The 20,060-nt window shown below is 41.9% G+C and carries 18 protein-coding genes; 4 read left to right on the forward strand and 14 right to left on the reverse strand.

The features are described 5' to 3' along the window. Window positions 1–420: 420 nt before the first annotated feature. From hutG to TY49_RS10215, 6 genes are all read right to left on the reverse strand, one after another. A complete protein-coding gene (hutG, locus tag TY49_RS10190) occupies window positions 421–1,362 on the reverse strand; it encodes a formimidoylglutamase (RefSeq protein ID WP_041965798.1) in 942 nt (313 codons plus the stop codon). Continuing rightward, the gene (gene hutI / locus TY49_RS10195) at window positions 1,331–2,611 is read right to left on the reverse strand and encodes an imidazolonepropionase (protein ID WP_232310431.1); all 1,281 of its coding nucleotides are present in this window, start codon (window positions 2,609–2,611) and stop codon (window positions 1,331–1,333) included. Before hutI ends, hutG begins: the two co-directional genes overlap by 32 nt. 102 nt (window positions 2,612–2,713) lie before the next feature. Next, the gene (gene hutU, locus TY49_RS10200; RefSeq protein WP_041965800.1) at window positions 2,714–4,375 is read right to left on the reverse strand and encodes a urocanate hydratase; all 1,662 of its coding nucleotides are present in this window, start codon (window positions 4,373–4,375) and stop codon (window positions 2,714–2,716) included. 29 nt (window positions 4,376–4,404) lie between these two features. Continuing rightward, a complete protein-coding gene (gene hutH, locus TY49_RS10205) occupies window positions 4,405–5,925 on the reverse strand; it encodes a histidine ammonia-lyase (RefSeq protein ID WP_041965801.1) in 1,521 nt (506 codons plus the stop codon). 104 nt (window positions 5,926–6,029) lie between these two features. Continuing rightward, window positions 6,030–6,464, reverse strand: coding sequence for a histidine utilization transcription antiterminator HutP (gene hutP / locus TY49_RS10210; RefSeq protein ID WP_041965802.1), 435 nt, complete (start codon window positions 6,462–6,464; stop codon window positions 6,030–6,032). Between the two features lie 159 nt (window positions 6,465–6,623). Continuing rightward, entirely contained in the window at window positions 6,624–7,208 is a 585-nt protein-coding gene (locus TY49_RS10215) for a hypothetical protein (RefSeq protein WP_041965803.1), read from the reverse strand. A gap of 194 nt (window positions 7,209–7,402) precedes the next feature. On the opposite strand from TY49_RS10215, the gene TY49_RS23905 reads away from it, so the two are divergent. Together TY49_RS23905 and TY49_RS23910 are read left to right on the forward strand one after the other, a co-directional pair. After that, window positions 7,403–8,188 (forward strand): CotY/CotZ family spore coat protein, encoded by a 786-nt coding sequence (locus TY49_RS23905; protein ID WP_052442152.1) that lies wholly within the window; start codon window positions 7,403–7,405, stop codon window positions 8,186–8,188. A 259-nt stretch (window positions 8,189–8,447) separates the two neighbouring features. Further along, window positions 8,448–9,281 carry a CsxC family protein gene (locus tag TY49_RS23910; protein ID WP_052442153.1) on the forward strand — a complete coding sequence of 278 codons (834 nt, stop codon included), beginning with the start codon at window positions 8,448–8,450 and terminating at the stop codon, window positions 9,279–9,281. Window positions 9,282–9,323: 42 nt separating this feature from the next. Here TY49_RS23910 and TY49_RS10230 read toward each other — a convergent pair whose 3' ends face one another. From TY49_RS10230 to TY49_RS10240, 3 genes are all read right to left on the reverse strand, one after another. Then, complete coding sequence (locus TY49_RS10230) at window positions 9,324–10,433, reverse strand: hypothetical protein (protein WP_041965804.1); 1,110 nt, start codon at window positions 10,431–10,433, stop codon at window positions 9,324–9,326. 117 nt (window positions 10,434–10,550) lie between these two features. Further along, window positions 10,551–11,330, reverse strand: a complete 780-nt coding sequence (locus TY49_RS10235) for a CsxC family protein (protein ID WP_041965805.1) — start codon at window positions 11,328–11,330, stop codon at window positions 10,551–10,553. A 311-nt stretch (window positions 11,331–11,641) separates the two neighbouring features. Beyond that, entirely contained in the window at window positions 11,642–12,424 is a 783-nt protein-coding gene (locus TY49_RS10240; protein WP_041965806.1) for a CsxC family protein, read from the reverse strand. A gap of 203 nt (window positions 12,425–12,627) precedes the next feature. Between TY49_RS10240 and TY49_RS10245 the strand changes: the two genes are divergently transcribed. Both TY49_RS10245 and TY49_RS10250 read left to right on the forward strand, forming a co-directional pair. Next, window positions 12,628–13,818, forward strand: a complete 1,191-nt coding sequence (locus TY49_RS10245; RefSeq protein WP_041965807.1) for a ParM/StbA family protein — start codon at window positions 12,628–12,630, stop codon at window positions 13,816–13,818. Window positions 13,819–13,823: 5 nt separating this feature from the next. Beyond that, window positions 13,824–14,198 carry a hypothetical protein gene (locus TY49_RS10250; protein ID WP_041965808.1) on the forward strand — a complete coding sequence of 125 codons (375 nt, stop codon included), beginning with the start codon at window positions 13,824–13,826 and terminating at the stop codon, window positions 14,196–14,198. Between the two features lie 97 nt (window positions 14,199–14,295). Here the strand turns inward: TY49_RS10250 and TY49_RS10255 are convergent, their stop codons facing one another. From TY49_RS10255 to TY49_RS10275, 5 genes are all read right to left on the reverse strand, one after another. After that, the gene (locus TY49_RS10255) at window positions 14,296–14,946 is read right to left on the reverse strand and encodes a hypothetical protein (RefSeq protein ID WP_041965809.1); all 651 of its coding nucleotides are present in this window, start codon (window positions 14,944–14,946) and stop codon (window positions 14,296–14,298) included. Between the two features lie 102 nt (window positions 14,947–15,048). After that, window positions 15,049–15,975, reverse strand: coding sequence for a glutaminase A (glsA, locus tag TY49_RS10260; RefSeq protein WP_041965810.1), 927 nt, complete (start codon window positions 15,973–15,975; stop codon window positions 15,049–15,051). Between the two features lie 499 nt (window positions 15,976–16,474). Then, window positions 16,475–18,151 carry an ABC1 kinase family protein gene (locus tag TY49_RS10265; RefSeq protein WP_041965811.1) on the reverse strand — a complete coding sequence of 559 codons (1,677 nt, stop codon included), beginning with the start codon at window positions 18,149–18,151 and terminating at the stop codon, window positions 16,475–16,477. Between the two features lie 14 nt (window positions 18,152–18,165). Beyond that, window positions 18,166–18,549: a phasin family protein gene (locus tag TY49_RS10270; protein ID WP_052442155.1), complete on the reverse strand. Its 384-nt coding sequence runs from the start codon at window positions 18,547–18,549 to the stop codon at window positions 18,166–18,168. Window positions 18,550–18,722: 173 nt separating this feature from the next. Continuing rightward, complete coding sequence (locus tag TY49_RS10275) at window positions 18,723–19,988, reverse strand: LysM peptidoglycan-binding domain-containing protein (protein ID WP_041965812.1); 1,266 nt, start codon at window positions 19,986–19,988, stop codon at window positions 18,723–18,725. Between the last annotated feature and the right edge of the window lie 72 nt (window positions 19,989–20,060).

The following is a 20,060-nucleotide window of genomic DNA, read 5'->3' on the forward strand; positions in this document are numbered from 1 at the left end:
TGACACCCTCTTTTATTATGTATAAAATAACTCTAACTTTAAAAACAAAATAGTTCAAGCAACGAAAATTAGACAATTATATTTCTTCAAATTCTTGCTAAAAGCTCAGAATAATCGTCCAGTCAAAAATTTACCTTCTGTCCATAGTTTTTTCATAATTACATCTTAATAAGACGAAATAATTTTTCAGGGAGTGAAGAAAACGAGTGCCAATCAAAGCCATTATTGAAGGGTCAAGCATCTTGAAGTCAAGACAACATTTACTGATATCGCTGTGAATATCCAGGCGCTCCTTTAAATTCTGGTTGCCCTGGATGCCAAACTGGATATTCTATAAAATCCCGCATTTTGCCCAACATTACCTTAAAAAAATCAGCCTGCAGACAAATAGAATGGTCTGCAGGCTGGTTAGTATGAGTATCAGTTGTACATAAAACGAAGCATAACGGCGGCTGCCAGCCTGCTTGTCATATCACGGAAGTCTTTCGAAGGATCTATTTCTACTATATCCATCGCCTTAACTTTTTCATAGGAAGCAGCTTCCGCAATACTCGCAAGTAATTCCCTGCTTGTTATTCCACCTGGTCCAATTGCCGGGCAACCGGGCGCGAAAGCCTGATCAACGACATCCATATCAACAGATAAGTATATTATATCTACTAATTCAGCTAATCTATCCAGTTCCTTTTTTATGATAGGGATGATCCCTGTCATCTCAATATCCTCCATTGTATAGACAGAAATCCCTTTTTCTTTTGTATAATCATGATATTCCTTCGCATTCGCATAATCACGAATCCCAATTTGGACAAGGTTCTCACCCATTAAGTGACCACCATCAATAAGACTTCGGAATGGTGTGCCATTTGTCCGCCCGCCATCATCCAGATTCCTAACATCATGATGTGCATCCCATTGAATAACCCCTATTTTGCCGTAATGTTCCTTGAAAGCGCGTATGGAAGGATAGCTGACCCCATGGTCTCCGCCAAGCATGATATACCGTTGACAGGAGTTCTTTTCAAGCATTTCCCTAACACTAACATGCAGTCTCTCAATGGATTCCACCAAATCAGTTGGATGGGTATGCACATCGCCAAAGTCAATGATGCTAATATCCTTGTAATCTTTCTCTTTTTCACCTGAAAAAGTGGAGAATGAACTCATGCTTGCCCTGATTGTATTCGGCGCATCTGAAGCCTGCGATAAGGATATGGATGTTTTAGAGAATGGGAGACCGATTAAGCCGATCTCCCCTTTCTCCCCTTCAGAATAAGGTATAAGACACTCATTGACCTTTGTGACAAACCGGTCCTTGAAAACCGCAGGCTTACCTGGCTGGAGATAACTGAATTTCACCATAAGCTGTCCTTTCCCAAAGTTTTTTACCAGAATGGTAAACACTTTGTGCGTGATTCACGCCAAAGTGGTACGGGATATATTTATAGTTAGGCACATCCCAGATGACGAAATCAGCTGAGCGCCCTTTTTCTAATGTCCCTGCCTCGGAGGCTTTTCCGATTGCATGGGCAGCATTGACCGTGACCGCATTCCAGATTTCTTCCGCAGACATTTTCAACTTCAAAGCTGCCAGGGACATTATCATCTGAAGGTTTTCAGTAACACAGCTGCCAGGGTTGAAATCTGTCGCCAAAGCGACTGCCGCTCCCTCATCAATCATCTTTCTGGCGCGGGCGTAATAGTCCTTCCCCAGATAAAATGTCGTTCCTGGCAGCAGAACAGCTACTGTATTTCCTTCGCTTAGCTGTCTAATTCCTTCATCAGAAGCGGCAACCAGATGGTCTGCACTTGCTGCCCCTAATGACACGGCAAGTTCAGTACCGCCAAGGGGATCAATTTCATCAGCGTGAATCTTCAAGCCAAATCCCTTTTCCTTTGCCTGTTGTAAAAACATCCTTGACTGTTCGATGGTAAATACACCTGTTTCGCAAAATATATCCACGAATTCAGCAAGTTGGCCTTCCTTAATATCATCAAAAAGCCGGGACATTTCTTCCAGGAATTCATCCTCTTTCCCTTTAAAACCGGGTGGAACAGCGTGCGCGCCAAGGAATGTTGAAACAACAGAAACAGGGTACTTTTCTTTTAATTTTTGAACCACCCTAAGCTGCTTGAGCTCTGTATCAGCATCCAGGCCATATCCACTTTTAGCTTCTAGAGTCGTAACTCCGTAAGAAATCATTCTCTCCAGATGGAAGGATGCTTTTTCAAACAATTCTTCCTCTGTGGCTTTTTTAGTGGATCCCACCGTCGATAAAATCCCACCGCCCTGAGCGAGGATCTCTAAGTATGGTACTCCAGCTTGCTTCAATGATAGTTCATGTTCACGAGATCCCCCAAAAACCAAATGAGTATGAGGATCAACGAGACCAGGAGAAACTACCTTTCCCTGGGCGTCAATTCTTTCGGAAGCCTTAAGTGATTCGGCTTCAGCATTTGATCCAAGCCAGGCTATTTTCCCATCCATGATTCCTATTGCTGCGTTTTCAATTATGTTCAGCTCTTTCATTTCCTGCCCCTTCAATGGCTTATCAGAGCTTTTGGGTAAAATAAGCTGGCCGATATTGTGTACTAATAAATCGTATGTCAATCTTCTCCACCCTTTCTTTCTATATTTAAGTCCCATAGTTTAAGTTGTTGCAAAACGGGCCATGTTTGGTTTCTATCAGTCCAAACACCGTCTCTTTACATTTTAAGGGAGCATTGGGATGTCGACGCCTTTTTCTTTCGCTGTTTCAATGGCTTTATCATAGCCAGCATCTGCGTGGCGGGCTACTCCCATGCCTGGGTCTGTAGTCAGTACTCTTCTAAGTCTTTCTTCAGCAAGGTCTGTGCCATCTGCCACTACGACCATTCCTGCGTGAAGGGAATATCCCATGCCAACTCCGCCGCCATGATGGACAGAGATCCAGGATCCCCCAGCTGCGACGTTGACTAGTGCATTGAGAATTGCCCAGTCGCCGACTGCGTCGCTTCCATCTTTCATTGCTTCTGTTTCGCGATTTGGAGAGGCAACGGACCCACTATCTAAATGGTCGCGTCCAATTACGATCGGCGCTTTCAATTCACCTTTTCGAACGAGTTCATTGATTGCCAATCCCATTTTCACTCGCTCACCATATCCAAGCCAGCAAATCCGTGAAGGCAGACCCTGGAATTCCACTTTTTCCTGGGCCATGTCAATCCAGCGCTGAAGGGCTTCATTTTCCGGAAAAAGCTCCTTGATCAGTTCATCTGTCCGGTGGATATCAGCCGGGTCTCCTGATAAAGCTGCCCAGCGGAACGGTCCTTTTCCTTCACAGAACAGGGGCCTGATATAAGCAGGAACAAAACCAGGGAAATCGAAAGCATGCTCCTCCCCATGATCCTTGGCAACCTGACGGATATTATTGCCGTAATCAAAGGTCACAGCACCTCTCCTCTGGAATTCAAGCATGGATGCGACATGCTTAGCCATTGAGAAAGATGATTGCTTTACATACTCTTCAGGATTTTCCACACGAAGTTTAGCTGCTTCTTCCAAAGTAAGACCAACCGGAATATATCCGTTTAGCGGGTCATGTGCAGAAGTCTGGTCCGTTACAATATCAACTTTAAAATTCCTGGACAATAATTCAAGATGGATTTCGGCTGCATTTCCGACCAGACCGATTGATAGGGCTTCTCCTTTATGCTTGGCTTCCTTAGCCCACTCAATGGCTTCATCGATTGAATGTGTCATCCGGTCGCAATATCGGGTATCAATTCGCTTTTTGATCCGTTCTGGATCAACTTCAACTGCTATACACACCCCATCGTTCATCGTGACCGCGAGAGGCTGCGCTCCACCCATGCCGCCAAGCCCTGCTGTCAACGTAATTGTATTTTTCAAGGTACCTCCAAAGTGCTGTCTCGCAACCTCGGCAAATGTTTCATATGTCCCCTGCAGGATTCCCTGAGAACCAATGTAAATCCAGCTCCCCGCAGTCATTTGGCCGTACATCATCAAGCCTTTTTTATCGAGTTCGTGAAAATGGTCCCAATTCGCCCATTTAGGAACTAATACGGAGTTCGATATTAACACTCTTGGTGCAGCCTTGTGCGTTTTGAATACAGCCACAGGTTTGCCAGACTGAACGAGCATTGTCTCATCATTTTCCAGCCTGCGCAGCGTATCAACAATTGCGTCGAATGCCTCCCAGTTCCGTGCCGCTTTGCCAATTCCACCGTATACAACTAGATCCTCCGGCTTTTCAGCGACCTCTGGATCAAGATTGTTATAGAGCATTCTTAACGCAGCTTCTTGCTCCCAGCCTTTACATTCCAGTTCAAGACCCTTTTTTGCTTTAATATTTCGCTTTGCTTCGATTGCCATTGTTTCCACACTCCTCAATTTTTAAGTTTTTAAACCAGGCTCTCCTGATTTTTTATAGCTGTCCACTGGCGTCTATTTTTTTTTAGCCATTCTGCAAGTCTTTCAATATCTTCAGAGAAAATTCGGTCCTCAGTAATAGAAGGAACTATTTTTCTTGCTTCCTCGTAGAAGCTCCTTGTTTTAGGTGCCATTTTTTCTATACCACGATATTGGACTGCTTGAAGGGCGCAAATACATTCAATTGCCAGAACACGTCTGACGTTCTGGATGATACTGTGTGCATGTCGGGCAGCAATCGTTCCCATGCTCACATGATCCTCCTGATTGGCAGAGGATGGGATGGAATCCACACTTGCAGGATGAGCGAGAGTCTTATTTTCAGAAACTAGTGACGCAGCACTGTATTGCATGATCATCGCACCAGATTGAAGTCCCGGTTGTGGACTTAAGAATGGGGGCAGATCATTTAATTGTGGGTTTACCAGTCTTTCAATCCTTCTTTCAGAGATACTGGCAAATTCAGCAACAGCTATTTTCATGAAATCCATCGCGATTGCAATTGGCTGGCCGTGGAAATTACCTCCCGAAATGACGGTTTCTCCCCCGTCAAAAATGAGCGGATTATCCGTAGCTGCATTCATTTCGATCTCTAGCTTTTCTTTTACATAATCAAGAGCTTGCCATGAGGCCCCATGTACCTGAGGAATACATCTTAATGAATAAGCGTCCTGGACCCTTTTTTCGCCCTGGCGAGTCGTCAGGTTGCTGCCAGCCAGTAAATTTCTCATGCGCTCCGCTACATCCATTTGCTGCTGGTAGCCGCGCGCTTCATGAATCGCGGGATGGAATGCATCAATGACACCTTCTAGGCCTTCCATTGTAAGGGCGGCAATCCATTCTGATTGATTTGCCAGATCATTTGCTTCAATCCAGTTGACAACACCCATTGCCGTCATTGCCTGGGTCCCATTAATCAGGGCAAGGCCCTCTTTTGCCTGTAATACAATTGGCTCAAGACCTTCTTTGTTATATGCCTCTTCTGTTGCACAAACCCTTCCCTCATAAAAAACTTTGCCCTCACCTAACAGTACTAGTGCCAAATGCGATAGTGGCGCTAAATCACCCGAAGCGCCAAGCGAGCCTTGCTGCGGGACAACCGGGTGGATCTGCAGGTTAAGCAATTCCTTCAGCCTCTCAGCGATTACCGGCCTGATCCCGGAAAACCCTTTAATCAACGCATTGAGTCTGAGTAAGACCATGGCACGTGAAACGACCTCGGGAAATGGTTCTCCTACGCCGCATGCATGTGACCTGATCAGGTTTAACTGCAATGCATTGACATCCTGTTCATTAATGATGACATCACTGAACTTGCCGAATCCTGTATTGATTCCATAAATCGTACGCTTGTCGGCAACGATTTTCTCTACTGCTTCCCTGCTTTCAGCAACCTTCTTCATACTATCGGGACTGATAGTGACTACCTCGTCGAGATAGCAAACCTGCCTGATTTGCTCTAATGTTAACGTTGCACCTGTTAAAACAACCATTCTCGTAACCTCCAAATCTGTAGATAAAATAAAAAGGAGACGACAATGGCATACTTAAACCATCATCGCCTCCTACTGACTAGTGGACTATAGGCAATGTAACTTTATATATGATTGATTCCTAAACCAACCGTTTCGTGTTCAGATCCTTTTACAGGAGCGCCAATCGTTCCATAAAAAGCGACAGCAATCCATTCTCCTTCATCTTCATCTGTAAAAGGTGTTCCACGGACAACAGCAAAGCGAAGACCTACAGTGCGGCTCATTTCACCAATTGAAAGATGACCTCGCGTGACCCCCTCCATCCCTTCCATGATCGCATGGTATAGTGCATGGGTTTCACGGTATAAATTGGGATGTATGAGGCCATGGCGTTTGGCAGCTGTTTCCACTGCGGAAATAACTTTTTGCATGTTCATCGATCCTACTTTGCCAAGGCAATAGCTTACTTCTTTTAAGGAATCCTGAAAGAAAGCCATTTCTTCCTCTGTAAAAGATGCAAGCAGGATCGCTGTTTTCCCAATCGCAATTTTGCTCATGATTAACCCCGTTTTCTGAATTTTAACTATTGACTAATAACTTATATTAATTTTATGTTTCCTTAATGCCATTGTCAACACATATGGTAAATTTTAGTATTCTAATATAGTAGTATGATAACTTGTTAAAGCATTGAAAAAGCGCCCTAAAGGCGCTTCTTATTGCTTATTTTCAATTGACTCTGCCAGCCTAAAAAGAAAACCGTATATTAAAGTATAAGCTTCTCTAACAGATAAATCCTCTTTGAATCCTTCCAGCCCATTCAATGGGAAATTAAGGCTCCAAACTCCTTCATTGGCATCGAACATTAAATTATATCTAGACCCTTCATCATGGAGGTTTTCCTCCAGGTATTTTTTGATGACTGCTTCATATTTCTTCTGCACCTTAAGTCCCAGCATGACATCATATGTTCCGAACACATCATCTTTTTCTAGACTGACGGCATCAACGCTAATCAGATCAAACCATTCGGATTCCAAATACATGAATTCATTTTTTCGCTCTTTAAAATAACCAATTGGAAGATTCAGGAACTCAAATAATTCTTCACCCAGGAACTCCTCAGTTTCTTTGTTGCCTCTTTCAACATAAGCATCCGCAAAACGAACATCCGATTCTAATTCTTTAACTTCAACTCCATGAAGCAGTCCATGACGTTGTGCATATTCTTTTTCTTCAGTATGTAATTCAACTGGATCCTTCAGCGTAGTTATATACTTCTCCATCTGTTTTTTTAACATATTAATTGCCTCCATATTTATTTAGCTGCTATTTATATTGAATGGTAAATTTGCAAATAGCAAATATCTTTATCAGTTTTCCCAAAACTTTATTAAGAATTTCGCCAGTATAGTCACATCCCCATACAAATCACTGCTTTTCCCCATATCCTGTTAATATATCACCACTCTATAAGAAAGGAGAGGCGCGTTTTATGAATTATTATTACAAAGATGATCATCGACCTGACGATGATTACACTCATAAAAAGGAAAAACCTAAGCACCGGGATAGAGATAAACACAAGGATTGGGACGATCACAAAGATTGGGATGGCCACAAGGATCGGGACGATCACAAAGATTGGAATGACCACAAGGATTGGGACGATCACAAAGATTGGAATGACCACAAGGATTGGGATAAACGAAAGGAAAGAGATAAGCACAAGGAAAGGAAAAAGCATAAAGATTGGGACGATGACTTTCATGACTGTGGCTGTAACAAAGGCCACCATGATGAAAAACATTCCGACAAGTGTATATGCAAAAAAGTCAGGGAAATAAATGAAGCACAGCACAAGGTAAATCAAAGGAAACACGGATGTGATGTAAGCTGCGACCGGTCGATCAAAGAGCTGCTTAATCAATGCAAGCAATCAAGCTTCGATACAATACCGTTCAAATTATTATGCGGCTGCACCAAAGGAGACTGCGAGACATTCGTTGGTACAGGTGTAGTAAAAATCGATGGCTGCTTTTTTGATATCAAGTCTAGTTTTTTCCGGGTTGTTGACTTTGTGAAAGGATCTGACTGCTGCGCGATTCTTGAGCTGCTCTGTCCGGAACGATGTGAAGGAAAGCATCACGGTATCGAGGGATTCACAAGGACTGGAGCTTGCTTCGAAGTTGATTTGAAGGATTTTGTCGGCATTACTTGCTTCCCTCCTGTAAAAGTGAAGAAGATGGATCCTAAGAAGATGTTATGCTCTCGACGCTAAAGCGAGGATATAACAGTGGATTTTCAATATAGATCTACAACCCCACATCAAGTGGGGTTGCTTTATTTGTCTTTTAATCACATTTGTCCCGAATTCTCTTAACATTTTCACTGCTAATAAAAAAATATGTGATTGCCCTCTATCATTCGTCTATTCCTTTGCCGTTGTACTGGCATATATAAATAGTAAGTCAAAAGAAAGAAACGAAAACAATCTGTTTCTTACTGCTTTTGATTATAATAAAAAAGGAGTGAAAAAAATGAAGAGAAATACAGATTGCAACTCGCACCATGGCTGCCCGCCACAGCTTTCTTGTGATAAAGCAAAAACGATTCGGGTAGATTGCGATAGTGATTCCTTCCATCCATATGGCAACAAACTCAAATTCCCAGTCGCCGACATCAATGTAGCTCTGGCCGAAGTAGAACTACAAGTTGAAGTTGAATCTGACATCAAGCTGCCAACTGCAGCACGTGAAATCAAGCATATGCGCAGAAACGTTTCCCTGACTCAATGTAAGGCGATCCGCTCTGCAATGGATTACAAAAAGGTAAAACTCTATATTTCTGGTGTTGTTCATAAAAATATCCAGTATGTAGAACAATGCAGTGGCTTGCTGAAGGACTACAGTGTAGATGTACCATTTACTTGCAGTGAAGCTGTCCATGTCTTCAACTACCCTGATTACGAACATCTAAGCCAGAAGAACACGGTCTTTGAAAGAAGATTCATTGATAAAAAAGGCCACGGAGCTGACCAGTGCACCTCTGGAGCATTTACGTATGAATACTATAATGAGCCAATTGAATGCAAACTTCTTGCTTCTTTCGTCAACGACCTGGACCTTTACAAGGATTTTGACAACTGGGGCAGATTCAGCCGCATCACTGAAAAGATGGAGGTTGGTTTATTCTTCAAATTGCTTCAGAAGCAGCAGGTTGACTTAGACCATTCCCATGGATACAAAGATAAAGAAGAGTCATCTTCATCATCGTCGTCATCATCCTCTTGGGAATCAGATTATAAAATGGAGCACGAGCCAAAAAACATGAAGCACAGAATGGATGCATTAATGAAACGCCATGAAGGCTAACACCAAAGCAAGGGTGTCTCACCTGAGGCACCCTGTTTTCCTTTATAGCGAAAGCAGCTTTTGTAAATCCAGGCATTGTGTTTGAAATAGCTCCATTTTCATCCTTGCCGTACCCTGGATCATTACTCTGTCGTTCTGGATGAATTGTTCATTCCACACACAATGCAAACTCGATAGACTGAAATCCACTTTTTCTACTAAACTCTCACTATATTCACGGGTATATCCTTCTTCCCTACCAAGATTTGAAGTGAATAAATATTCCTTGCTTTCTTTGGCAGAAAGTTCGGGCTTATGAACCCATTTTACCGGGATGATTTTTTTCCATGGTATGTGTATCTTAAGTGAATGCATCGTCCCAGTATCGTCAATACTTACATAATCAATATTTAGCAGAAGCGTTCCTTTGGTGAATAAGTTGGCTGATGGCAGCAATACCTCAGCATCAATCGAATGAAGTGAGCACTCTACATTAGAAACCGTGGAAATTGGCCTTGAGAGACTGAATGTATCAAAGATGTCAATTTCGAGATCAACATCTGCCAGATGTAAAGGAAGCCTCACCTTCGTCATTTCTGTCTTAGTTTTTTTTCCACTGTATGCGGCTGTAGCTAATTTCATAGATTCTGAGGAAGATTCAGATGAATCATATTGATAATCCACTGATTCATCAAGGCTATCATTATAATGAAGCTCATCACAGTATTCGTTTATGGCTAATAATTGATTGGCAGATTCCTCTTCATCAGGGGAACTGCTGGACTCCTCCAACATAATTTCACTAGAGGATTCCATGTGACCTTCCTGAATTTCCTCCTCTACATAATCCTCTATGCCACCAACGACTTCATTCAGTTCACTTGACTCTTCCTCAACCTCATCTATTGTAAATTTTCTTCTTGAAGCAGAAGGCTTTTCTTCGACACTTTTAATAACAGGAGGCGCGAGGATCAGTGGCTTGCCTGAACTCTTTCCTTTTGGCAGGAACCTGCTTTCATTGAAATTTCCGCCTAGATCTTTATCGATTTCCTCAAAAACTTTTTCCATTTCCGAGTCACGTTCAGACACTCCGCGCTCTACAGAATTATTTCTCCAATTCCCCTGGAAAAGATGCATTTCATGAAACGTTCTATTTGTGTTTTCCATATTCAATGGAAGGGTCTGCTTTTATTGCAACCTATCCCTACCCTCCTTTCTTTATAGGGGTAAAAACATAAAGGGGCATATACTATTGGTGCCTAGTATATTACCCCGCCTTTTATCTAATATTTATTCTGATTCGTCATAGCAATCTGGATCATTTGTTGCTGATGAAACGCGGATTTGTTGATTTTGAAGTACGCGGACAGTGAAATCAATGACCATTTTTTCTTCGATTGTCTGGAAATACCCTTCATCGATCGGTGAAGATGTAGGAAGCGGCTGTCTGTCAATCGCTTCATCCCATTCAATGATTTGACTTGATACTAATTCACAGAAAGGCAGCTCGTTATAGTGCTGTGAGCTTTCCTGATGAAATTGGCTCAAGTCGCTTGTCAGCAATTCATCTTTCTCCGGAAATCCTGTTGACAAAGGTTTTGATACGAAAAAGTCGAATTCCTTACGGTTGTTTACTTGAGGCAATACAGGCTTTGAAAGGAAGTCCTTCACTTCTGTTACTACCTGGAACGGAATATCTACTGTATAAGAATGCAAGTCGGAAGCTACTGAAGATGATGATGAAGCTTCGATTTCCTGACTCGGACTTGCATATTGGATATTCTTCCTTACAAACCCTTTGATAAACAATTTATTTGTCGGCAAAAGCAGTCTGCATTGAGTCAATTTTATTCTTTTTTTGATATCCTTAATTTCTAGTACTGGTTCTGGAAAATTGATCATCGTATCCAGATTCACGTGCAAGGTCAGTTCCGCAAGAACGACAGGAACTTTGGTAACCAACTTTCCCAGGCTTACATGTGGATGGTGGTGTCGAGGTGAGCATTCAAAATGATCTGTTGAAGGCTTACACTCAAAATCAGGCTTTTTATTTTTATCTAATTCAAACATACATGGCTCCTCCTTATAACTCCTTAGAGTGAAGATGCTTTATCCTATGCACTTTGATTTTCTGGGTCTAGGCATTTGCCCGTATGCAATTACAAAATTCAGGGCAAGTACCCAGTGACATCCCTTTATATCCCTGGGAATGTACATGTTAAATTTCATTATAATAATTTTTTTAGGGGGTTTAAGTCTTCTTATATTACTTGCAAAAACATCATCAAATGAATATGTATAAGTACATAGAAAAAGACGATAACAGTTGATATCTGATATCGTCTTGGTCCTTTTTTCTTTCTGAAGATCACAGATCAGAATTAGTCTGCGATAATCCTTACTTGCTGGTTTTGAATTACTCTAACCCGGAATTCCAATAATGACTTTTCAACCATATTATAGAATACTCCTTCTTCGAATGGAGCATTATGATGCAGGGGATGACGGTCAATCGCTTCATCATATTGGACGATTCGGCTATCAATCAGCTCACAGTAAGGAAATTGATTATAGAATTGGTCACTTACCTGGTGGAACTGCGATAGATCGCTAGACAGGAGTCGGTCTTTTTCAGGGAAACCAGTGCCTAATTTCTGAGCTCTGAAGAAATCGAATTCGAAGCGCGAATTAAATTCCGGAAGGACTGGTGGTCTATTAAAATCTGCTGCTGCAATTGTAGTTACACAGTCAAATGGAACGTCAACAGTTAGTGAGCGCAAATCAGATGCCACACAATCACCGCTTGTTTTTGGGCAAGGTGTTGCATATTGGATATTTTTGCGGATAAATCCTTTAATGAAAAGTGGAATGTCAGAAATAAGATCTCCCGCATCATCAAGCTCAGCCCCACCAAGCAGCAATGTGCACTGGACAATCTTAACCCTCTTTTTTATATCCTTAATTTCTAAAACCGGATCTGGGAAATGAATATTAGCATCAAGATTGCTTGTAATACGAACTTCAGTAAGAGTTACTGGCAAATTAACGAGTGCTGGTCCTGCATCTATATTGCCTGATAACGCCTGAACGTTAGCACACTCAGCCTTAGAGGCAGACTTATTTATGCTAACACATTTGTGGTTACCATGTTTATCATTAGTCATTTTATTTCCTCCTTTAAAATTTCTTGTACAATTTATCCTATTCCTACTAGATTTTTTGGACTAGATGAATGAATCAGCACAAATGCGGATTTTTTACGATTCACGAGATTTCCTCAACAATTAATTTCTTTTCTTCCATTAAAATTAGGTACTTGCACAATTGAACAGGCACTTTGCATAGGATTCAAAAGGAGGAGGATAAAATGAACAATCATAATTATTTTGCAGTCGACATAGGCAACAGCTGGTATAAAGTTCTAGCCTCTGATCATGGAGAGCTAAGGGAATACCAGATGCCAAACGCCATCGCATTGTATGACGATGAGTTTTACGAAAAGCCCTATGACGAGGAAGATATTGACCTCGAGGAGAATTTGATCGTAGAGGTAAAAAGCCCGGCGATCACAAATAAAAGAGAAATTTTTTATGCTGGAAAAGCGGCTGCCAAGCAAAGAAATGTCAGCCTGACAGCAAGCAATAATCAAAAAGCTGACGAAGACCGCACATATATCCTTCTATTTGCCGCGGCTGCCTACCATGCTTCAATCATAAATCCAAATGACATCGAATTAAGTTATTGTATAGACCAATTAGCTGTATCTCTTCCAACCACGCAATATAAGGAGAGGAAAGAATTAATCAAGCAGCGCTTGATTGGTAACCATACCATTACACTCCATAAAGTGCCGGGAATTCCGGAGCCGAAAGAACTGATTGTCAAGCTTGAAATCAAGGATGTGATTGTCGGTGCGGAAGGAGCATGTGCCTATTTAGGATTAATTCGGGACGTTGATACACTGACAATTAAGGACGATAACCTGGTGAAGGATTCTAAGAAAGGAATCATCATTGGCGACCTGGGAGGTGATTCAGTAGATTTCGTTGGAATCAAGAACAGTAAGCCTGTAGCCTCAGTTGAAGGCGACCATTTTGGAATCAATTTGTTCTTGGATACGATCATAAAAAAAATCAGTAAGAATGAATTATACACTTTCGACTCAAGGTCTGAGTTAGAAGAAAAGCTATTCGCCGGCCAATCAGAATGGTATGTCGAACCTTTTGCCGGTGTCAGGAAAGATATTAGCAAGTATGTAATCCCTCAATTGAGGATCATGGCAATAAAGTACCTTGAGCACTTTGACCGCGCCAGAAGCAGTTCCAGCGAAATCAAGGGAGCATCCCGTTACATTGCAGTTGGTGGTGCAGCAAAACTCGCCCAGAATCAAATACAGGAAGCCGCAGTAAGATGGGCTGATAAGGGGCGCCCTATTGAGCTGACTTTCCCAGAAAACCTGGAAAAATTGAACGTCTTCGGACTCATGATTTTAGCCAAAATGAATCAACTCAAGAAACAACATGAGAATACCGAGGAACTAATTTCCATTGAAGGATGATCGGTATGTCAAACACATATACGGATTATGTAAATAAGATCGCGATAACTGTCCCTGAACGATATATTGATGTTAAGACTGGTGAGTCGTACTCGGTTTCACCAAAAATAGTGGACCAAATCGAATATCATGCCGATAACAGTTCACTGAGCCATCTTGTTCTATCCGCACTCCATCATTACCTAAATCCCAAGCCCGTATTGAGTGGTGGCTCTGCTGAAATCCTTCAGCAGCTTGCTGACATTCGATCGATGCTTGAAAATGGCACCTACCTCATCCAGCCACCTATAAAGGCAAGAACCATGAAAGAACAAACAGAGGCCGCAAAATTACTCAATATGAAGGAAGTTGAGGATATCCTTGAAGCGTTCGGGGGCTAGTCATATTGAACAAAATTAAGGACGGTACTAATGTACACGTCCTTCACTTTTGTATTTGGGTCTTTTGAATCTATCTTCATAGTTAAAATCAGTTTCTTCATTTAATTACACTTGAAATAATTGAGAGTAGTTTTGGATAGTAGCGGACGAAGAATTCATGATCGGTGGTTTCGGCTTTATTATAGAACTCGATGATCCTATATGCGGCTTGTTTTTTGTGGACAGCTGGAATGTGGAAAAAGTCTATGATTGGGAAATAGGTGCTATCCCCTGCAGGAAGAAGATATCCTATAAGCAAATCGCTTTCCTTTGGCAAATGGTATATTTCATTATATACTCCAACTAATCTCTCCTTCATAAGAATGATATCCTTAAGTACTAGCACTCTTTCCCCAAGAAATCCCTCAATGTTATAAACTCCAGGAAGTGCATATTTCCATTCACTGATGAGTGTATGCACTTTGGGTTTCATTCTGCTTTTATATTTTGGCGAGTCTAGATAAAACTCAAAAATAGACTTCTTCTCATCGCTGAGGCGGTGGGAAAACACAACCCAAGAAATTAAGTGAGGCACCAGTGCGGAGGCAATTTCTTCAGGAATCTGTTCTGTTTCTATAAAATCATTAACTAATCCAAGTAAATATACACCATAGTAAACACTGCTGAAATTGAATATTTCTCCAATCTCTTCAAAAGCCAAATCTTTTAATTTCTCCTGAATTGAGATTACCTTTTGTTCAACTGCCATATTTTTCTCCTTTCAATTGTAATCAATCACCTCCTTATCATATCAAGAATTTAAATACGCATGCGGGTAATATTTGTCTGAATTTTTACAATTTTACATTCACTAAAACATGCTCATCTTATACTTTGCAGACATGCTTTCTAGCAGCTTGATCCCACCAATGCTGTTCCCTTTCTCATCAAGGGCTGGCCCTAAAATTCCAATTCCAAATCTGTTTGGAACTGACCCCATAATCCCGCCTGATACACCACTTTTCGCAGGAATTCCGACCCTGACAGCAAACTCGCCCGACGCATTATACATTCCACAGGTTACCATGAACGTTTTACAAAGGCGAGCCACATGGGCAGGAATCAAACGTCGGTTGGTAACAGGCTCCAAACCATCCATTGCGAACACACAACCAATTCGGGCGAGATCCAGGCAATCCATTTCAATCGCACATTGCTTTGTATAAACCTCCAACAATTCCTCAACATCCTCATCAATAACCCCGTGCTGCTTCAAAAAATAGCATAAAGCCCTGTTGAGATCTGAAGTTTCATATTCAGAAACAGCAACTTCATCTGAATATCCAATGGAAGAATTACCTGCAAGTTCCTGGATGAAAGAGAGAATTCGTTCAAATCGTTCATCCGCATCCTTCCCCTTGATCATATGAGTAACGGCAAGTGCGCCTGCGTTAATCATTGGATTCAATGGTTTCGAAGGGCTGAATTCCAGTTTGACAATTGAATTGAATGGATCACCAGTTGGCTCATAACCCACTTTGTCAAAAACGGCTTCTTCCCCGTAATCTATTAGGGCAAGTGCAAGTGTCAATACTTTTGAAACACTTTGCAAAGTTAGCTTCTGATGAATGTCTCCGGCCGAAACACAAGTTCCGTCATCATGAAAAATAGCGACGGACAACTCTTCAGGATTCGCTTTTGCCAAAGCAGGAATGTAGTCTGCAACCTTCCCGCCGTCAGTGTATTTTTTTGCTTCTTGTACAAGTTCATTTAATTCATCAGTCGTTCTGCAAGGCATAATTAACTCCTCCGAATCATTAGTTCATAACATTCTTAACCGTCTTTCCACAGAAAAAGGGCAATGGTGTTAACATTGCCTAAGCTTTAGAAAAGGAGCACTGAAAATCTGCTGTTTTCTAGACTTTCTTAGCTTGTATCCTGTCTTGTTGCCTCTAATAGTGCCGCAAGTTTACATTCTTTTAAATTGACCGTAAATATAAATATAGCACCTTGTAATTCATAAATTTGAATTTGGTTATTGTGATTTGCTATATAGCAATAGGTTGATTGGAACGGAAGGTGCGAGACTCCTTCGAAAATGCTGCCGCATTTCCATCGTGCGTGGGCAGGTTCGAGGAAGTCAATCAATGTCCTGCGGAATCAGCGGGACAGGTGAGACCCCGCAGGCACATTAGCGCCGAGGAGGCTCACCGCACGCCCCGCGGAAAGCGAAGCATCTTGGAGTGGAAATCAACCAGCTAAATTAACAATGAAAAAGAAAAATTTCAGCGGACTTATTAAAATCGTCCGGATTTCAATATAGAATAAATTATCCATAAAAACATTCCGAATGCAATGATAAACCCTACTTCGATTGCCGGTACACTTGTCAGTATAGTATTATTGCCAAATGTTGCTCCCACAATCAGACCGAGAACAACAATACTGAAGGCAAGCAGGGTCAAACTGAAGGAAACCTGGTTGCTGATCCGGTCGAATTTATGAAGAATCCGATTGATTTCCGATAAGCTGATTTCAAATTTCAAATCACCTTTGGAAGCTTGATTCAAAACATTTTCAACCTGCTTCGGAATATTGGTGACCGTATCTGATAAGTCCTCGGCTTTATTCCAAAGCCTTTTGCCCATTTTAATCGGATCGTACCTTTCCCTCATTATCTGTTCACCATAAGGCTTGGCTAACTCGATCATATCCAGGCCTGGGTCAATTTCAGAGATGATTCCTTCAATCGTGATCAACGCTTTCCCCATCATTGTCATTTCCTTAGGCAGGATGATGCGATGTTCCTGTGCCGCAGCAAACAACTCCTTGACCGTCAAGCCTAAACTTAGACCTTCTTTTGACGACCTTTCCACCTTTTTCCTGATTCCATCTACTCGGTCATAAAAATGCTGTTCATCAATATCAGAAGGCACATAGGCCATCCTGAAAATAGACCTGACAATCTGGTGGGTGTCTTCCTGCATGATTCCCATCATCATTGATGCAGAATCATATCTCAAGCCTGCTGACAGACGACCTACCTGCCCAAAGTCTATGAAAATCAGCTGTTGATTTTCTGGATTATAAAGGATATTACCCGGATGCGGATCACCGTGGAAAAAACCTTCTTTTAAGATTTGGGTTATGAATGCACTTACCAATAAATCCGCAATCCTTCGCTTTTCCTCATAATCAATAACAATAGTATTCAGTTCGTTGAGCTTGATACCTTCGACCTTTTCCATGGTGAGAATCTGTGGAGTTGAGTATTCAGGAAAGATAACCGGCACCTTTATCGATTCGCAATCTTCAAACTGCATCTGGACTATATCCGTATTACGGGCTTCCTCTGTGTAATCCAGCTCCCTGCGGATTGATTCAGACAGCTCTTCAACCATATCAGTGATATTGTAATATTGAGCCCAGTCATATCGCTGCTCAATCAATCTCGCAATATCCCTTAAAATTTCAAGGTCTGTATGGACTGTATGCTTAATGCCCGGGCGCTGGACCTTCACCATGACAGATTCCCCTGTTGACAGTACCGCTTCATGAACCTGTCCAATCGACGCTGCTGCTACATAATCCTCATTAAAATAGGTGAAGACTTCCTCAACAGGCCTGCCAAACTCGTGGTGAAGCTTTTCTTTAATTTCATCAACAGGCACTGGGGGAACCTGATCCTGAAGCAGTTCCAGTTCTTTAACAATCTCTTCAGGAAGCATATCACTCCTGATGCTGAGGAGTTGGCCAAGCTTTATAAAAGCGGGCCCCAATTCCTCCAGCATGCACCTTATACGGTAACCAGCTTCCTTTGTATTTCCGTTTTTTACGTCTGCAGCGATCCGGTCCTTCAATGACAGGACATGGAACAGCCCCACCTCTTCCAGTACATAGCCAAATCCATATTTCACAAATGATGAAGCTATCTCTCTATATCTATTTAAACGTCTCAATCGGTCAGTCAACATTCCATCACCCGCTGCTAATCAATGTCTTTTGAAAATCCAGGCGGAATATTCTCCATTCCGTTTTCAACCTGGTCAATTTCTTTATTTAATCCGCTGTTTCGAAGTTGTGAAATTTCCTCCCGCAATAAAACAAGCTGTGCCTGCACAGTGTCTAATTCTTCCCTTCGGACAAAACCAAGCTCAGTCAGCTGGTTTCTCGCCATCTCCTTGAATTCCTTATTCCATTCCCCGCTCTTCGATTCTCCCTTTTTGAAAAAGTCGTCAAAGATGGTGTCTGCTTCAGCCTGGGTCATATTCCCTTTCTCAACCAGCTTCATAATGGTTTCATCTACTTTTTCCTTACCGGCAACCGCTGCTCCCAGTCCAAGCAGAAAGCCGCTCTTCAGAAAATTATTCATCTATGATCCTCCTCTTATATAAGTCAATTTACTTATTAATACCCCAAAAAAGCGAGCAATCACCTTATTAAATAAAAAAAGCACCTGTTTCTATTGGAGAACAGATGCTTACTACTTCCTAGATAACATTCACTTTTCAGAATAAATACAAGGATTCGGCAATTAATGTAAATTCAGAGTTTGATAACATCCACTTTATCCAAGTAAGCCCAATTTTGCGGAGCTTTTAAACTAAGCTGCCAATAGGTTGCGCCATAAAGCTGATATAGATCAATCAATCTGTACTTTTCAATATAGCTTCGGATGTCCTCAAACCAGACGATATGCTCCTCGGTTCCTTTCCAATACCTGAACCACGGTGACCTGGCTGCGGTATCATACTGGACGACCGCACCAGTAGAAATAGCGAGATTTTGTGCGTCCAGCACGGAGAGTGCTCGATATTGATTGGTCGAGACGACTTTATCATGCCCGTAAAGCGGGAGACCGATTTGCAATTTTTCACGTGGAATCAATGTTAATGAATACCTGACAACGAGTGCGATCCACCATAAAGGAGAAACAGGATCAGGCGGACCTCCCGGGTATCCGTAATCAATGGTCATAACCGCAACAATGTCAGCAATCTCCCCTATCGTTTTATAATCATACGCTCCGATTATTGGATTTGTCGGGATATCTTCTGTCTTTGCATGGACATTTACATGTAAAATCAGATTTCCCATCGCCGCCTTCAGATCACGGAGGAAAGTATTGAAATCTTCCCTCTGTGGCGGCGGAATGAATTCAAGGTCGACACTTATGCCGCCATAGCCTCTTTGATTTGCTAAATTCACGAGACTGGCAACAAGGTTCCTTCGGTAAGTCGGAGAAGCCAGTACAATGCCTGCCAGTTCTTTGCTGAATCCAGATGCCGTGGTGTTTTGGATTAATAATAAGGGGATAACATTCAATTCTTTGCTTTTAAGAACAATAGGGGCATCATTGCCCACCACATAGGCATATCCTTCTGCCGTAAAGGTAAAGGCCGCAACAGCAACGAATGTAAGATTGGGGGCAATTTTTTCGAAATCATTTAGAAAGGTTTGAGAGGCGCCAGGTACGATGAATCCAAGTGTAGAAAACCGCGGCTTAACAGGTGAAGGAATATTAATGTTCTGGCCAATATATAATCTGTTGGGATCCAGTCCCGGATTTGCACTGACAATGCTGCTGACACTCGTCCTGAACTGTAAAGCAAGCCTCCATAATGTATCGCCAGCCTTGATTTGATAATAGCGAGTAATTGGCTGTTGATCTGGAATATAGAGTCCCAGCCCGGGAATGATTAAGCTAGTGGAAGGAAGTCCGTTGACATCGACAATACTTTGGATCGATACACCATATGTTCTGGCGATTGCCCAAAGGTTCTCTCCTGACCTAACTACGTGGACAGCCATCTGATCACACCTTTTTATTTTTTCCTTCTATAATCATATGGCGATTGAGCTGTTATATACTTGTGGGATAAA

This window comes from Mesobacillus selenatarsenatis SF-1 (genome assembly GCF_000813125.1).
Classification (GTDB): Bacteria; Bacillota; Bacilli; order Bacillales; family Cytobacillaceae; genus Mesobacillus; species Mesobacillus selenatarsenatis.

Bases quoted from the DNA above. Each gene is read 5' to 3' on its own strand.
- hutH (WP_041965801.1), bottom strand. From the start codon at position 5,925: ATGGTTGTTTTAACAGGTGCAACGTTAACATTAGAGCAAATCAGGCAG.
- glsA (WP_041965810.1), bottom strand. From the start codon at position 15,975: ATGCCTTGCAGAACGACTGATGAATTAAATGAACTTGTACAAGAAGCA.
- hutP (WP_041965802.1), bottom strand. From the start codon at position 6,464: ATGAGCAAAATTGCGATTGGGAAAACAGCGATCCTGCTTGCATCTTTT.
- TY49_RS10255 (WP_041965809.1), bottom strand. From the start codon at position 14,946: ATGGCAGTTGAACAAAAGGTAATCTCAATTCAGGAGAAATTAAAAGAT.
- TY49_RS10270 (WP_052442155.1), bottom strand. From the start codon at position 18,549: ATGAATAATTTTCTGAAGAGCGGCTTTCTGCTTGGACTGGGAGCAGCG.
- TY49_RS10245 (WP_041965807.1), top strand. From the start codon at position 12,628: ATGAACAATCATAATTATTTTGCAGTCGACATAGGCAACAGCTGGTAT.
- TY49_RS10215 (WP_041965803.1), bottom strand. From the start codon at position 7,208: ATGTTAAAAAAACAGATGGAGAAGTATATAACTACGCTGAAGGATCCA.
- TY49_RS10275 (WP_041965812.1), bottom strand. From the start codon at position 19,988: ATGGCTGTCCACGTAGTTAGGTCAGGAGAGAACCTTTGGGCAATCGCC.
- TY49_RS23910 (WP_052442153.1), top strand. From the start codon at position 8,448: ATGAAGAGAAATACAGATTGCAACTCGCACCATGGCTGCCCGCCACAG.
- TY49_RS10240 (WP_041965806.1), bottom strand. From the start codon at position 12,424: ATGACTAATGATAAACATGGTAACCACAAATGTGTTAGCATAAATAAG.
- TY49_RS10265 (WP_041965811.1), bottom strand. From the start codon at position 18,151: ATGTTGACTGACCGATTGAGACGTTTAAATAGATATAGAGAGATAGCT.
- hutG (WP_041965798.1), bottom strand. From the start codon at position 1,362: ATGGTGAAATTCAGTTATCTCCAGCCAGGTAAGCCTGCGGTTTTCAAG.
- TY49_RS10250 (WP_041965808.1), top strand. From the start codon at position 13,824: ATGTCAAACACATATACGGATTATGTAAATAAGATCGCGATAACTGTC.
- hutU (WP_041965800.1), bottom strand. From the start codon at position 4,375: ATGGCAATCGAAGCAAAGCGAAATATTAAAGCAAAAAAGGGTCTTGAA.
- TY49_RS10235 (WP_041965805.1), bottom strand. From the start codon at position 11,330: ATGTTTGAATTAGATAAAAATAAAAAGCCTGATTTTGAGTGTAAGCCT.
- TY49_RS23905 (WP_052442152.1), top strand. From the start codon at position 7,403: ATGAATTATTATTACAAAGATGATCATCGACCTGACGATGATTACACT.